The organism is Paenibacillus sp. 01T424 (genome assembly GCF_056398745.1).
On the sequence record NZ_JBFTPZ010000018.1, the window covers coordinates 55,004 to 70,524 of the forward strand.

At 43.6% G+C, this 15,521-nt stretch carries 11 protein-coding genes; all 11 read right to left on the bottom strand.

Annotated elements, in window-relative coordinates:
* Entirely contained in the window at positions 1 to 2,316 is a 2,316-nt protein-coding gene (locus tag AC1DPK_RS15470; protein ID WP_477510878.1) for a helix-turn-helix domain-containing protein, read from the bottom strand.
* Positions 2,317 to 2,380: 64 nt separating this feature from the next.
* On the bottom strand, positions 2,381 to 3,937 hold the full coding sequence (locus AC1DPK_RS15475; RefSeq protein WP_477510879.1) for an extracellular solute-binding protein: 1,557 nt from the start codon (positions 3,935 to 3,937) through the stop codon (positions 2,381 to 2,383).
* 56 nt (positions 3,938 to 3,993) lie between these two features.
* On the bottom strand, positions 3,994 to 4,869 hold the full coding sequence (locus tag AC1DPK_RS15480) for a carbohydrate ABC transporter permease (RefSeq protein WP_477510880.1): 876 nt from the start codon (positions 4,867 to 4,869) through the stop codon (positions 3,994 to 3,996).
* 19 nt (positions 4,870 to 4,888) lie between these two features.
* Complete coding sequence (locus tag AC1DPK_RS15485) at positions 4,889 to 5,782, bottom strand: ABC transporter permease (RefSeq protein ID WP_441882589.1); 894 nt, start codon at positions 5,780 to 5,782, stop codon at positions 4,889 to 4,891.
* The gene (locus AC1DPK_RS15490; RefSeq protein ID WP_477510881.1) at positions 5,779 to 6,840 is read right to left on the bottom strand and encodes an alpha/beta hydrolase family protein; all 1,062 of its coding nucleotides are present in this window, start codon (positions 6,838 to 6,840) and stop codon (positions 5,779 to 5,781) included. Before AC1DPK_RS15490 ends, AC1DPK_RS15485 begins: the two co-directional genes overlap by 4 nt.
* A 495-nt stretch (positions 6,841 to 7,335) precedes the next feature.
* Positions 7,336 to 9,681, bottom strand: coding sequence for an S-layer homology domain-containing protein (locus tag AC1DPK_RS15495; RefSeq protein ID WP_477510882.1), 2,346 nt, complete (start codon positions 9,679 to 9,681; stop codon positions 7,336 to 7,338).
* 44 nt (positions 9,682 to 9,725) lie between these two features.
* Positions 9,726 to 11,348: an extracellular solute-binding protein gene (locus AC1DPK_RS15500; RefSeq protein WP_477510883.1), complete on the bottom strand. Its 1,623-nt coding sequence runs from the start codon at positions 11,346 to 11,348 to the stop codon at positions 9,726 to 9,728.
* 30 nt (positions 11,349 to 11,378) lie between these two features.
* Complete coding sequence (locus tag AC1DPK_RS15505) at positions 11,379 to 12,269, bottom strand: carbohydrate ABC transporter permease (protein ID WP_339204837.1); 891 nt, start codon at positions 12,267 to 12,269, stop codon at positions 11,379 to 11,381.
* 33 nt (positions 12,270 to 12,302) lie between these two features.
* Complete coding sequence (locus AC1DPK_RS15510) at positions 12,303 to 13,229, bottom strand: ABC transporter permease (protein WP_477510884.1); 927 nt, start codon at positions 13,227 to 13,229, stop codon at positions 12,303 to 12,305.
* Between the two features lie 243 nt (positions 13,230 to 13,472).
* Positions 13,473 to 14,477, bottom strand: coding sequence for an N-acetylglucosamine kinase (locus AC1DPK_RS15515; protein WP_477510885.1), 1,005 nt, complete (start codon positions 14,475 to 14,477; stop codon positions 13,473 to 13,475).
* Positions 14,478 to 14,495: 18 nt separating this feature from the next.
* Positions 14,496 to 15,500, bottom strand: coding sequence for a LacI family DNA-binding transcriptional regulator (locus AC1DPK_RS15520; RefSeq protein WP_339204840.1), 1,005 nt, complete (start codon positions 15,498 to 15,500; stop codon positions 14,496 to 14,498).
* Positions 15,501 to 15,521: the final 21 nt, after the last annotated feature.

Sequence of the window (15,521 nt, forward strand, 5' to 3'; positions counted from 1 at the left end):
TCACTCCTGTCTCTGATTTTTTTCTCGATATTGCCCTGGCGTTATGCCTTCTTGCTTGCGGAAATATCGAATAAAATTTTGCGAATTATTGTATCGCAGCCGTTCGGCAATCTCCAAAATTTTCAAATCGGTATCAACCAGCAGCTTCTTGGCTAACTGCAAACGGAAATTCGATAAATAATCGCTAAAATTGAGACCTACCTCCTTGCGAAATACACCACGGATATAATCCGGATGATAACCGATCCGGGATGCGCATAATTCTAATGTAAGGTCCGTTTCAGCTTCTTCGTGGATCATAGCGAGCATTTGATCGGAAATTTTGGCATATTGATTTTTCCGTTTCTTCTCTAGTACATTCATCATCGGATAAATAAGAATTTGGCTAAACCATTGCTCCATTTCCTTAATCGTCTTGAGCTGATACAACTGGTCGATTAATGACTTTTCTCCATCATAGAGAGAGTCTATCGGCTCACCCAGGCTTTGCGCCATTCGAACTAAATCCAACAGGAAGGATGTCAAAGGAACAAAATATTCTCTATGCCCTACCTTCTCATTGAAAATATCTTGAAGATACTTATGAAGCAGCTGGTCAGCCTGAGCATAATCAGCAAGCTTGATTGCATCCAGCAGCTCTTGTTTAATCCCATCCGGAATATGCGAGAGGATCGTTCCCTCCGGCTCGACATCCATAATATGAATAATGCAGCTAGGACCCATGCGTATCGTATATTTAAGCGCCTCGGTTGCGTCCTGATAGGCCCAAGGAGCAGATTCAACCGTTGGATAAAACCGGCTAATTCCTACGCTAGCTTTCAAGCCCAGAAACTGATCAATCTTTTCTCTAGTCTCATCGGCATACGCATTGATTTTAAGCTTGAATAATTCCTCAGACGTCTCATTACTGCCGATCAGTGTAACCTGTGTGCGCTGCATAACGACAGGCTTCAGCCTTTCGCTTTCATTCAAAACCTCGCCGGCAATATTGTTTATAGCAAATAGCAACAGCTCTTCATCTCTATTCTCATACCGGGTTCCCTCAAGCGTATCAATCTGGATCGCCATGACGCCAATATAATGCCAATTACGGTTTGACGTTATCGCATCCATTCGCTCCGTCATTTCTTGGGCCCTCACTTCTCCCTGATAAAGCTTGATCATGAACAGCTCATCAACATAGCGCTGCTGACCTTCGACAATGCCGGAGAGACGATTTTTCGCATACAGCATTTCATAGACCTGGCTGTCAATATATTGAAACTCATCACTGCTGCGCTTGACTGTTGATCCTTCTTCCTTCTCAGCAAGAAAGCGGTAAAGACGACTGATCGGGCTGTACATTTTTCTAGACCCCAGCAAGGCAACAAACAATGTACCTACAAAAATCAGCAAACATGCCGTGTAGGTATACCATTTAATGACCTTGGAATCCTTCGTAATGAGATTCACCGATGAAATGGATACATAGGTCCAGTTATTATAGGAGGATTTGCGGAAATTGACGCCCATATCGGTATTTATCTTCGCATGGTTATCGCCAACCGCCTCTGCCGTGGCAAACATAAACTGCAGCTCTTTCTTATCGCGAAAATCCTGCCCGATTTGTTCTTCATTGCTGTGTGCGATGACAATCCCGTCATGATCGAGAATCATCACCTCGCCAAGCTCATTGTTATTGGTCAACAATTTCGTAATCTCTTTATTCATAAATTTGATGATGATTAATCCCGAGGGGCTTTGTGCATGTAGCGGCAGCTTTTTGACCAAATGAACCTGCTTTCCCCCGTCAGCAGTCGTCCAAAAGCTTGACTTGTCAACCTTGGCGTAGCTATGAATCATTTCCTTTTGATTAAGTGCTTCCAGCCGCAGAACCTCCGTGCTGTTGTCGATCACCCATCCGTTGTTGAAGCTGACGAGCCATATGTCATTTATACCGAGCTCGAAGCTTTGCAGCTTATGTAAGCCTTGAAGCAAATCATTCACAGTTTCGAATTGATTAGCAGTCAACGGCATATTTAAAGCTGAGCTCACAAGAGATGAATTCATAAATTGAACAGCAGATAAGTCCGCCATCTTCAAAAGCTGCTCAACACTTTGCTGTGTTTGTTCCAAATTCAGACGATTGGCCTTGGTTACTTTATCTTGAATAATCTCGGAGGACTTATAATAAGAAAGAACGCCAAGAACGATGACAGGAAGAGTTCCCAGCAGCATGTTAAATAGAAATAATCTCGTTAAAAATTTCGGCAGCCGGTTTCCTAAAATAAGTAAAACCTCCATATTTTCAAATAACTTAAGGAATTCACCCTTCATAAAGCGGTGAACCCCTGTCTCGTTATTGTAGATTAACTATTCAGGAATGGCTACGAATCTACCATTATTTCTGTACAGCGCTGTATTGCTCTGTCAATTCCTGAATAGCTTGGTCTCCCCCGCTTTTACGCCATGATTCTATCGCTTTTTGCCAAGCGCTCTCATCGATTTCGCCCATAATGAATTTCACCCTGGCATCGGTAAGAATTTTGGTCATTTCGGGTCCCTTCTCAGCCAAGGTCGTCGATTGAAAGGCTTCTACTGGATTCGGCACTACAATTTCAACATTGTCTTTAAACATTTGTTTGTATTTTTTTACGATTGGCGCATCCTCGCCTGCTGTCACTAAAGCACCGTCATCGTAACGAATTTGGTTAATCGAATTGATATCTGTCTCATAGGCTTTGCCATCGGTACGAACCGGTACTCCGTTATCTTGCTTGTAGTGCTTACCCTCAATTCCCCATTCAAATAAATTTTGAATTTTCTCATCAGACAGCTTATCCAGGAAAGCAAGAATGTTTTTTAGCTCTTCCTCGGTTTTTACGCTCGTTTTCGGGAACATATACAAACCGTTATATCCGCCGTTGAATAGCATCTGACGCTCGCCCGCTGGACCGCTGATTCTGCTAATTACATCAAGCTCGGCATTTGGATTTACTTTGATTAAATCATTAAAACCACTGTTCACATCATCTAGTGCGCTAATAATCAACCCGGCATTTCCTTGATTCATCGCTTCTACGCGCTTTGTACCCGGCGTAATCGCAAAGTCCTGATTGATCAGCTTCTCCTCATACAACCGTTTATAAAGCTTGAGCACATCCAAATATTCACTCTTGAAAAAATCAGGAACAACCTTGCCGTCCTCAATGCCATACATATTGTATCCGCCATGCCAAGCGAGCAGCGCTTGGAAACCGTTCATGCCTCTGCCTTCGTACATCCCAAACGTATCGTTTTTGCCATTTTTATCAGGATCTTGCGTAGCAAAAGCTTTGATCACATTGTAGAAATCATCGATTGTTTTAGGAGCTTCCAATCCTACCGTATCCAGCCAATCCTTGCGCAAAATGATGCCTTCGCGCGCCACAGGACGGCTGCGGAATACACCGTATGTCTTGCCTTCTATGGCGATGTTGTCAAGCACAAGCGGATTCAGCTTGCTCAAATTTGGATAATCTTTAAGGTACGAACCAATTTCCCAGAACATGCCAGACTTTGCTGCGTTAATGATGCTTGGGCTTTTGTTACCCGTTATCATCATAATTTGCGGCAGCTCGCCGCCGGCAATGGTCGCATTGATTTTATCCGTATAAGCAGAGTTAGGAACCCATGTAATATCAAGCTTCGTCCCGGTATATTCCTCAATGAACTTAATCGCTTCATTATCCGCTTTTGGCGGCTCAACCGAATAATATTGATTAATCATGGACAGTTTGATCGGTGCAGCAGGCTTAGCCGTTTCCTCTGGTGCCGATGTAGATGTCGGCGGTAATGACTCCTTCGCACTGTTTGTGCCTTTGCCGGCTCCCTGACTGCAACCAGCCAATAGGACCGCTGATAGAATGATAGCACCACCAAATCTCATAGCAGCTTGTAAGCGATTCCAACCCTTCATTTAAAAATCCTCCCCTTGCTCTCATAGTTTTATATTAAATGACGACGCATCATACGTCATCCTTTAACCGAACCCAATAGAACCCCTTTGGCAAAATGCTTCTGTAAAAATGGATAGACCATTAGAATCGGAAGCGTCGATACCGTTATCACAGCCATCTTGACGGACTGCGCCGGAATCGCAAGCGATTCGCTCATCTGGCTTGCGTCGCCAATGCCGCCTTCCGCCATAATAACGACCTGTCTTAACAAAACCTGAATCGGCCATTTAGCCGTATCATTAATGTAGAGAATGGCCGTGAAAAAGGAGTTCCAATGCCCTACCGCGTAAAACAACGAGAAGGTAGCAATTGCCGGCAATGAAAGCGGAAGCACGATTTTAATTAATATTCCTATATCATTGCATCCATCGATTTTTGCTGCTTCCTCAATTCCATCAGGCATCTGCTGGAAAAAGTTTTTTAATATAATGAGATTGAATGCGCTGATCGCACCCGGAAGCAGCAAAGCCCACAGCGAGTTCATTAAGCCTAATGCCTTCACAACCAGAAAGGYGGGAATCATCCCTCCGCTAAACAGCATCGAGAAAATGATCATCAGCATAATCGGTTTTCTTCCATGCAGTTCTTTTCGCGATAGCGGATAGGCCATTAAAGACGTAAATATGATGTTGATCGCAGTCCCCGCCAATGTAATGAAGATCGTATTCAGCAGGCTGCGTACAATTGTATTTGTCGAGAAGATGTACATGTACGCATCTAATGAAAATTCCTTTGGAAAAAACACGACGCCACGCCTAGCAAATTCCTCTGATGATAGGAAGGAATTAAAAACAATATATAAAAACGGCAGCATAGCGAGTACGGCAAACAAGATTAAAGCCGTAATATTGACAATATCAAATAACCGCCCGCCAACAGTTCGGTCTTTCATGCTAATTCACATCCTTCTTCTAATAAATGCCTTCTTCCCCAGCCTTCTTAGCGAGTGCATTTGTTCCAAGCACAAGAATCAACCCAATTACGGATTTAAACAGTCCTACAGCTGTGCTATAGCTGAATTGTCCTTGATTAATGCCGGTCGTATAGACATAAGTATCGAATACCTCGCCAACCTCTCGATTTAAAGCATTAAGCATTAATATAATTTGTTCGAAGCCCGTATCCATAAAGTCTCCCAGCCGCAAAATCAACAAAATGATGATCGTGCCGCGTATAGCTGGCAACGTAATATGCCATAGCTGACGAATGCGTCCTGCTCCATCGATTTTTGCCGCTTCATACAGCCCGGGATCAACCCCTGCCAATGCAGCCAAAAATATGATTGTACCCCAGCCCGTTTCTTTCCAGATAATCTCCGTCATGATCATCGAGCGGAACCACTCAGCGCTAAGAAGGAAATTAATTTTCTCTCCGCCCATTTTCACGATAAGCTCATTGATCACGCCACCCTCAACCGTAAATAAAATGTAGAAAACACCGACTACAACTACCCACGAAAAAAAATGGGGAATATAAATCAAAGTTTGTACAAACCGCTTGAAAAATTCCTTTCTAACCTCATTCAGCATGAGTGCTACAATAATCGGCAGCGGAAAGAAAAACAGTAGATTATACATAGCCAGCACAACTGTATTCCAAAATAGCAGACCAAAGGTTGGTTCGTTGAACAGTCGGATAAAATGCTTCAGTCCGACCCATTCGCTTTTCCAAAAGCCCAGATAAGGCTGGTAGTCTTGAAATGAGATCAACACGCCCCACATTGGAAAATATTTAAACAAAATAAAATAAACAAGCCCAGGCAACAACATGAGATATAGCCAGCGATCACGAATTAATATTTTCATGCCAATCCTCCCCAAAAATCCTTCTTGCGCTTAGGGTCATCCCGATGGTAGATCGAATAACCTGACTTTGCTCCCGCAACATCGAACACCTTACTATTCAAGTCATATTGCAAGACCGCCACCTCGTTCAAATCTTGCAGCACTACTGCGAATTTTTTCGTGACGAGATATCCCGCTACGATGAATAAACCCTTATCCGGAATCTCAATTGGGACAGCATTACGTATACGGTTAACCTCGCTTTGCTCCTGCATTTGAACAAGCTGATCGCTTGAAGCATTTCCCCAGTGCTCCCTTGTGCCTACCCCCACCAGTTCCAAATAATGAACCTTCCTTGATAGTCCGAGCTCTTGAATCCGTTTCATATAGATCCGCGCATGCTCCACCGGCACACGAATATCTTTATCGCCATGAGCAATAAACAACGGGGTAAGCAAATTTTCGGCCAGCGCCAAGCCGCTACGTGATTGATAAGCCTCCGGATTATGCTTGGGAGGAAAGCCTATCCATACATCCAATTCATCGCGGAATTCTCCAATCTCATCCTGCTCATACCAAAGCGCATAATCCGAAATGCCGCACATTGCCGTAGCTGCGGCAAAAAAATCCGGAAACTTTGCGATTATGGCATAAGCGTTCCCGCCTCCGCCGCTTCCACCCTCGAAATAGACCAACTGAGAATTACTAATGTATTCTTGATAATGGTCTTGCACAAACCGGACTGCATCTATTACATCGAGCAGCTCCCACCCATTGCAGTCAGGGCGGCCATCAGAGAAAGCTCTCCCTCGCATATCAACCTCGACCACAAGATAGTTGCCACCCCCGTAAGGCTCTTCCCTATGTTCGAAGGGTGGGATGCTCATATGCCATCCATGTGTCGTGACTAAAATAGGCGAAGGCTCTGTAGGCTTTAATATTCTCATCGCCAGGCGAAGACCAGGCTCCTTGGATGACGGGTAATAAATAAAATCACAATAGGGTGAATATTTATTAAAGCGTTCATCATGGCTTTGGCGTTTTTCTATAATCCGATCCTCATACTTCTCTAAGGTCATGCTGCTTGTGCTCCCTTCAAATGCGGTTTAATTATTCCAAGCTTATCGAGCTGTACAATTACCGTCTATAATCATCGCCGAGCGAGTTGGCTTAACCTTACACACATAATCTTTAGCGAGTCACCATAATCATTGACGGAGATAGCCGAGAAAGGGCAGCTACATCAGTCATTTCAATATTTTCGAGCCCCACGCTTTGCGTGTAAAATCAAAAAAAATAAGCCTCGGATTCCACTTTGATTGTGGTTTCTGAGGCTTATTCTTTCAGCTCCTTGCGACCGAACAGGCATTGTTTTCCCATTTCGTCAGAGCCTCACTATTTATAAGGAATAAGGCAGTCATTCCATACTAAAAAAACCGACTACTCAATGTCGGTTTCTTAGTCACAGCGAAGCGAATACTCGACTAGCTGCAGATTTTCTCCAATTTTATTTTGAGCGATGCCGTTGTAAAGGGCTTGCCAAGATACTCGCAAACCCTATTTTCAAAATTATACTAATTCTTAGTTTCTCCATCACCGGCGATAACCTGAACATTAGTGAATACTGCCTTATTATCACTTGTACTAGCTGGATTGCTGAGTGCCAAACCTATATAGACATCATCATTCATAATCGTTTCAAAACTGCTGACTACCGTCCAGTCCACTCCATTATTTGAAATTGAACCGGTAAATACATTGCCGCTGCGATTCAGCTTAAGCCACAATGGCGGACTACCAGCCATCGTCTGATCGACGGTGCCTCCCCCCTCATTTTCCCGATATTGAAAGGTGGCTCCATTAACTGGGGTAACCATCATGTCTACATGCTTAGCGTCCACGTCCAACGTCTCACGAATCATCAAGCCTGCTTTGGCCCATTCACTCATTTCTTCCATCATAGTCACTTGCGCTATAATCGATCCATCCCCATGCAGTGGCTTATAAATATAATTTAATAGATCGTTATTTCCCCAAATATCGGTTGAACTTCCTGTTAACGTGAATGTCTCGTCCGCCGCATCATAGGATGCATCGCCAGTCTTCAACCCGATATTTCTAGCTTTCCAAGGCTGTGGCAGAACAGCATCATAATCATGCTCCACAGGCGGCTCCCAGCCTGCAGTTGGCCAAGCTCTTCTCGCATCGATTGCTTTAAGCACATTCCAATCCCAAGCGCCATAATTAAAGTAAGAGAGATGTGTAATAGCAGGAAAGTTCTCTCGAATTCCGCCATACACCGCTTGATATTCGTCATCCGTCCAATTGTCATCGAGCGTCGGCACGATCGCTACTCCAGAACCAACAAGGAACGATGTATCGGATAAAATCCCGTTCTCGTCATAGACCCATTCCTCATCGAATCCCCAATCATCGAAATAAGCCATCGGAGCTACAAAATTTACTGCATCCTTGAACTTCGAAGCATTTTGGCCAACCTCTACGAATTCCGGAGGCAAAATGAAAACGCCCAGCTCCATGCCCGCTTTAATCTGCTCGATATCCTCACGAACATCCTGCACATAGCCGCCGATTTGATCCGTTCTCCATTCATTCCATTCAATCCTGCGAGTAGAATCTTCATCAAAGTTAATATCCAGCGGCGAATATCCGTATATGCTCTCGTACAGGTTAACCGTGTAGCTGCTTACATCCATATTGTAATTATCGAATCTCAACCAATCGAGAACCACGCCATCTATATCATAATTGCTTACGACCTCTTCAATAATCGAGCGCTCATAGGCTTGAACATCGGGATGGATCGGGTTGACGAAATACTCACTGCCATTCGAGCCTGTATAAGGAACTGCAATACCGTCAACTAAAGCGTGCATCTGCCAGCTTGGACCCTTATGAAAAGCTGCCTGATCATGGAACTGAGGAATCCATGCACGAACCTCAATACCCTTCTGATGCGCCTGCGTGATCACTTGCGAAAGAGCATCAAAGCTCTCATAGCCATCGGCTATGGGGGCGATCGCACTGTTGTAAAATACATGGCCTGAAGGCACTTCATCGTCTTCGTCCTGTTTGACACTCATATTAATAATATCCACATTGTACTTAACGGCTTGCTCAACAAAGTCCGCTACATCACTTGCACTACGAAACTGGTTAACCGTTCGTACCGTAATCTCTGTTTTGAACGGCGTGTTCTCTTCTTCAACTGGCGAGGTTACTCCCCCGTTGCCGTTTCCACCAACATTCCCGTTTTCCGGTTTGATGGGAAGCTGGCTTAATTTAACTTGCAGCGAGCGGTCCAGGATAACCACCAGCTCCGCACGTGTCAATGGATTCAAAGGCTTAAATGTGTTTGCAGAATTATAGCCGCGCATTATACCTTGAATGACCACATTGCCAATTGCTTCCTTGGCCCATTCGGCAAATTGTTCACTATCCGAAAACTCCATCATCGCTGTAGATTTATCCACTTGCAATTGAAGCAACTGATTTATGACGACAGCGGCTTGCTGCCTTGTAATGAACTCTCGCGGCGCGAATTGCTTTGCACTCTTGCCGCTGATATAACCCGCTGCGACAGCCTTTGCAACATCTTGATAAAACCAACTATGCTTAGGCACATCCTGGAAGGTCAGCTCCGATTCATTCGTGAATTGAAAGGATCGATTAACAAGCGCCACAAATTCGGCTCTTGTTAAAAGCTGATCCGGCTGAATTGAACCATCCCCGTAGCCTTTCAACCAACCCTTATCCATCCATTCTGTTAATTCCTTATTAGCCCAATGATCGACAATATCCCGTTCCGATTCTGCCTCCGCTGCAAAGCTAAATGAAGTGAATAACATACTAAAGATGAGCATTAATGCAACGATCCTATATGATTTCAAATGACTCATGCTCCGGCCCCCCTATTGTAGATCTGGGTTACACCTTGCTCCACTCAATATTCGGCATTTATTTTCTTAACATTTGCCTGCCATTTCTCCGTTTTAAATTCGAGCAGCCGCTCCAGCCCTGCTTTTTCTGCGTCATTTGATGTTTTCTCTAAGATGGATGCGACCTCATCATCAGATTTAGCAAACACCATATTTGCAAAGGCTACTGTGAAAATATCAGAGATTTGCTGTGAGATAATGCCGAGCTCTGAATCAGGCAGCGGATCCACATTGACAAATTCGGTAATGTCCTTCGATGTCTCCCAAGTGACAGAGCTTTGCGCTATCGTCTCCCATGATCTTAGCTTCTCCGACAAGGCCATCTCCAAGCTTACCTTGGCTTTATCGATGAAGGTCGTGTTGCCCGCCCAGTTGAAATCTTCAAATTTTCTCATCGTTTCCGAACGCTTATTGACGTCCCCATTTTTATAGTTTTCATTCGGAATTGGAGATCCATCCTCATTTTGCTCATCCCAATAAAGGCCTTGCGGTCCGAAGAATAGAACCTTCTGTCCTTCAGGTCCTGTAAGCCAGTCATAATAAGCGAAGATTGCTTCGGGATCTTTGGCTTCAGTCGTAATAACGTTGACATTCCATCCTAAGCTTTCAAATCCACTCACAAAAATATTCTTTTTGTCCAATCCAGCTTTATGAATCGGCCAAATAATTTCGTAACCACCGTCTGGTTTAACCTTAGTCAATTCACGATGCCCTTCTGCTCCGTAAGTTGTAATATTCGATTCGACCATAACAGCCACTCGGCCTGTGTTTACTTTTTCTTTGACTGCATCCTGGGTTTGTGTAATAGCATCTTGGGTAATCAATCTCTCTCGGAATAGCTTGCTAATATACTTCATCGTTTCCTGAAATGCAGAGTCCTCATAGATCGAGACTAGCTTGTCGCCTTCCGGATAACCCCTCATGCCGATGAATTTGCTAGTTACACCTTCTTTGAAGCCTCCGTACAACAATTCCAAGCCTGCGCCTTTCTCCCCAACCTCAAGCGGTACAACATCTGGGTACGTGTCTCTGACTTTAATTAAGTAATTGTATAGATCATCGAATGTTTCCAGCTTCGGTCTGCCAAGTTCATTATAAATTTCTATGTTTACCATCCATCCGCCGTTCCCAAAGGTTCCCGATGTATACCAATTTGGAATTTGATAGATTTTCCCATCCTCGGAACGAAGTAGATTGAGCGTAGATTCCTTCACATACTTTTTGAAATTGGGATACTTATCGTAATACTCATCAAGCGCCACAAGCTTTCGTGCTTGAACCAAGCGGTCGACTGTCGCACCGCGATCAGTAAATATGACATCTGGCAAATCGTCAGAGACAATCATCGTGTTCAGCTTCTCCACCGATGCGCCGCCAGATTGAATCGGCTTAACGGTAACTTTCTTGTTGTCCAAAATCCATTTGGTCGCTTCGTTATCCGCCCAAGGTGCCGTCGTTAACCAATCATAATGACCATAAAATGAAAACGTTACCGGCTTTGGACCGTCGTTTCCTCCGGAATTATCCGGGTTGTTCGATACTTGCGGCCCATTGTTGTTGTTTGAACAAGCAGCCAGAAAAACCATTAGGACAATCAATAACGACACCCATCTCAATCTTGTATTCATTTTTTCCCCTACCTTCTTTTTTTATTGGGACTATCCCTTTATCGAACCGATCAATACCCCTTTGACAAAATATTTCTGCAGGAAAGGGTAGGTCAGAATGATGGGAATAGTAGCAACCATCATCGTAGCCATCAGAAGAGACTTTGTCGTTATGCTTCGGTTTCTGTTGATATGTTCCATTGCGATTGCATTGCCGGACGACATTTCTGTCATAATATTCGAATTCATAATTTGCCTTAATAAGGTCTGAATGGGCAATAGCTCATCCTTGGAAATATAAATGGCTCCGGTAAACCAATCATTCCAATGCCCCACCGCCGTAAATAATCCGATGGTAGCTATAATTGGACCCGAAATAGGCACAACAATTCGAAAGAAGATTCCATAATTGCTGCATCCATCGATCTTCGCTGATTCTTCCAGACCATCGGGAAGCGCGGAGAAAAAGGTACGGAAAATGATCATATGATACACACTGATCAATCCCGGAATAATCATGACCCAGAACGTGTTCATCAATCCAAGGTTTCGCACCAGCAGGAAGGTCGGAATTAATCCGCCGCTGAAAAACATCGTCACAATGAAGAAAATCATATAGTAATTCCTTAGCTGTAGATCTCTCTTAGACATCCCGTATGCAAGCAGCGACGTAACGAATACGGACAGAATCGTGCCGATCACTGTACGCATCACCGAAATCCAGAAGGAATTCAACAATCGAGTATCCTTGAATACAACATTATAATTTTCAAGTGTAAATGCCCTCGGCCAGATCGTAACTCCCCCAAGTGCCGTATCTCTTCCTTCATTAAAGGAAATAACTAGAGAGTTCCAGAAAGGATAGAACATCACGATTCCCAAAATGACCAGGCTCGCATATATCAAAGTCTGAAATACTTTATCGCCCGTGCTAAGCCTCATGCTTGCATTCCCCCCTTTATATTGCAAAATGAATTACCAAAGACTAACTCCCGCCCTGCGTGCCACTCTATTGGCTATTAGCAGTAAAACTACACTAATAATAGATTTGAACAAACCAACAGCTGTCGCGTAAGAGAACCGTGAATTTTGAATGCCTACTCGATAAACATAGGTATCTATGACATCTGAATATTCTCTGAGAATTGGATTGGAGGCTAGCAATAGAATATCTTCAAATCCAGCACTAAGGATCCCGCCAATGGCCAAAATCATGAAGATGATAATAACCGGCGTTATACATGGAAGTGTCACTAAATACATTTGCTTAAATCGGCTTGCTCCATCAATAGATGCAGCTTCATACAGCGTTGGATCTACTCCTGCAATGGCAGCTAGGTATACAATGCTTGCAAACCCAACCTCCTTCCACACGTTGACGCTTACTAGAATCGACCAGAAGTACTCAGGGATGGATAGAAAATTTATGGGATGCTCTATGAGATCCAGTTTTGCGAGAAGAATGTTCACTGTACCGTTATCAACCGATAACAATGAGACGACGAATCCGGATACGATGACCCAGGATAAAAAATAAGGCAGGTAACTGACCGTTTGAATGATGCGCTTAAACGCCATATTTCGAATCTCATTAAGCATGAGAGCCAAAATTATCGGTGCTGGGAAAGAAATGAGCAGCTTTAAAAAACTGATAGCTATCGTGTTGCGCAGCACATTAAAAAATTCCGGAGCATTAAAAAATAGCCGAAAATTAGTCCATCCCACCCACCGACTATCCCAAATCCCTGCAAAAATGTCATATTGCTGAAAAGCCATTAACACCCCATACATCGGAATATAACTGAATACAAATACGAAAATGATTCCGGGTAAAACCATAGTTTGAAGATCCCATTGTTTCATAAATAGGCTGCGTCTAGTTGGCTTTGAGTTGATTTTCATTCGCCTTTTGCTCCTTTGCCAAGATTAAATAAATCAGATAACATAGGTATTTAATATCTCTTGAGTTGCTAGTTTGAACCGCTGCTACCTGCTGCTGTAGCAACTCATCCTTCCTATAGGAATAGTTCTAACAATGGAATGGAACCGCTTTCAGTATACGAAAAATTCAATAGCACCAATTCTGATAAGGAGCATAACTGGCATGATACGATTACAGATATTTCCCACTCACTATGATTATTTTTACATCGTTTTTTGAACATTTTGAATATTTCGAATATTTTTTAGCTTAAATTCGCTTAAGTTATTCATAATATCGGGTGATACCTCCTCACCACTGCTCTCCATTGCTAGAATGAGAGCACCAACCGCCGGCTCCGTATTTAAAATAGTAATCGAACAACGCGGCGCTGCTTGCTTAACCTTTCGTTCAATAATACTCCGCAGCAGCCCGTCCTGATCGCCGCGTGTCAATATACTGCCTGCCAAGACAATATCGAATTTCTCCTCGTTCATGGCTAATCGATTGATAGTTGCTGCGGCCGCTAAACCCAATTCTTCGCCCTGCTTTATCAAGATACGCCTAGCTACTTCATCCCCTTGCTGCACGGCATCGAACAACAATTTTGCAACTTCGACAGGCAAATAGTTGGAGTAATCAAGGAAATTATCCCTTAACGCCTCAACGCTTTCATACCCTAATTTATTTATCAGCAAATTCGATAAGCTCGTTTCTTCCTCTCTTCCCTCCCAGGCACGCATTACACTGCGGAATACCTCTATACTCAAATCTTGCCCTCCGCCAAAGTCACCGAACATATAGCCGAATCCCCCGCATTGAAAGGATTCGCCTTTTCTGTTCATTCCCGAGCAATTCACCCCTGTTCCACAGATGAGAACAACACCAAATGGCTGATTCGTTCCTGCTCGAAGCGCTATTGTTGTATCACACGAAATATTTGTATTCGGAAGATTCATCTTCTGAATGATTGGCCTTAAGATGCGATAGTCGCTTTCTCTGTCCGCACCAGCTAAGCCAAACCAAGCAAATTCGATTTGATCAACGGTTAATTGGGCTTGCCGTAATGCATCTGAGACTGCACTACGCAGGCTTTCTTCCGCTTGATCACGATTTGTTTGGTGATTGCCGTTTCCCCCTCTTCCTACACTCAGAATGGTTCCCTCAGAATTAGCGACGAGGGCATAGGTTTTACTTCCCCCTGCATCAATACCCATATAATATTTCAAGTAAATCGTCACTCCTATTTATATCGAGTTATTTTTTCTCAAGTAGGCCGTTGATTCTCTAATTAATAATTGGGGTGTAAGCTTGGTGATCGTTGTTTCCTGAATCGTGCCGTTAATATGCTTCAGGAGCAGTTCAACACCGATAGTGCCTAATTGTGCTTCAGGTTGCCTGACGGTCGTTAATCTTGGGAAAAACCCAGCAGCCAGCACCTGATCATCATAACCTACGACTGAAATATCATGAGGAACACTTAGCCCTTCTTCGCTTAGAGCATGGATAACCCCAAGTGCAATGAAGTCATCTGCTGCGAATATGGCCGTCGGCAGGCTGTCATCTCTGATCCATTTCTTAGCTACCTTGTAACCATCACTTACCGTAAACTGACTATACTCAATAGCAAATGGGGTTAGCCCTGCTTCGGACAAGGCTTGCAAGTACCCCCTTCTTCGCTCCTTAACACTCAAGAACAGCGTTGGTCCCCCAATATGGGCAATCTCCGTATGACCTAGATCTATCAAGTGCTTCGTAGCCTCATACCCACCTAAATAATTGTCTACAACCACACTCGATACATCCTCATGCTCTTCTTGATTATCCAGTAGAACGAAAGGAATATTCTTTCTTTTCAACTCGGCGATATAGCTTTCTTCTTCAATCGGGGAGAGGACAATAATGCCATCCACCCTGTCCTTCTGAAATAAGAAATTGCTGGTGTCCCCTTCCCCCTCATTTTCCGAAATTGACAAGGTTAGAAAGTATCCTTGCTCTGCTAATTTCCGATTGGCTGCCTTAATCACTCTATCGTAAAAAGAATCGTTAAGATTCATAATGGTCATGCCAATAATTCCGGTCTTTCCTCGAATTAGGCTTTGGGCAGCGGAGTTGGGCTGATAATTCAATTCTTCCATCGCCTTTAATACCTTCTCCCTGTTCTTTTCACGAACAGACGGTGCATTATTGATGACTCGAGAAACCGTTACAACAGATAAACCGGATTTTTTTGCCACATCATGTATATTCACTGTAATGTTGTTCTCCTTTTA

Bases quoted from the DNA above. Each gene is read 5' to 3' on its own strand.
- AC1DPK_RS15470 (WP_477510878.1), bottom strand. From the start codon at position 2,316: ATGAAGGGTGAATTCCTTAAGTTATTTGAAAATATGGAGGTTTTACTT.
- AC1DPK_RS15475 (WP_477510879.1), bottom strand. From the start codon at position 3,937: ATGAAGGGTTGGAATCGCTTACAAGCTGCTATGAGATTTGGTGGTGCT.
- AC1DPK_RS15485 (WP_441882589.1), bottom strand. From the start codon at position 5,782: ATGAAAATATTAATTCGTGATCGCTGGCTATATCTCATGTTGTTGCCT.
- AC1DPK_RS15490 (WP_477510881.1), bottom strand. From the start codon at position 6,840: ATGACCTTAGAGAAGTATGAGGATCGGATTATAGAAAAACGCCAAAGC.
- AC1DPK_RS15495 (WP_477510882.1), bottom strand. From the start codon at position 9,681: ATGAGTCATTTGAAATCATATAGGATCGTTGCATTAATGCTCATCTTT.
- AC1DPK_RS15500 (WP_477510883.1), bottom strand. From the start codon at position 11,348: ATGAATACAAGATTGAGATGGGTGTCGTTATTGATTGTCCTAATGGTT.
- AC1DPK_RS15505 (WP_339204837.1), bottom strand. From the start codon at position 12,269: ATGAGGCTTAGCACGGGCGATAAAGTATTTCAGACTTTGATATATGCG.
- AC1DPK_RS15510 (WP_477510884.1), bottom strand. From the start codon at position 13,229: ATGAAAATCAACTCAAAGCCAACTAGACGCAGCCTATTTATGAAACAA.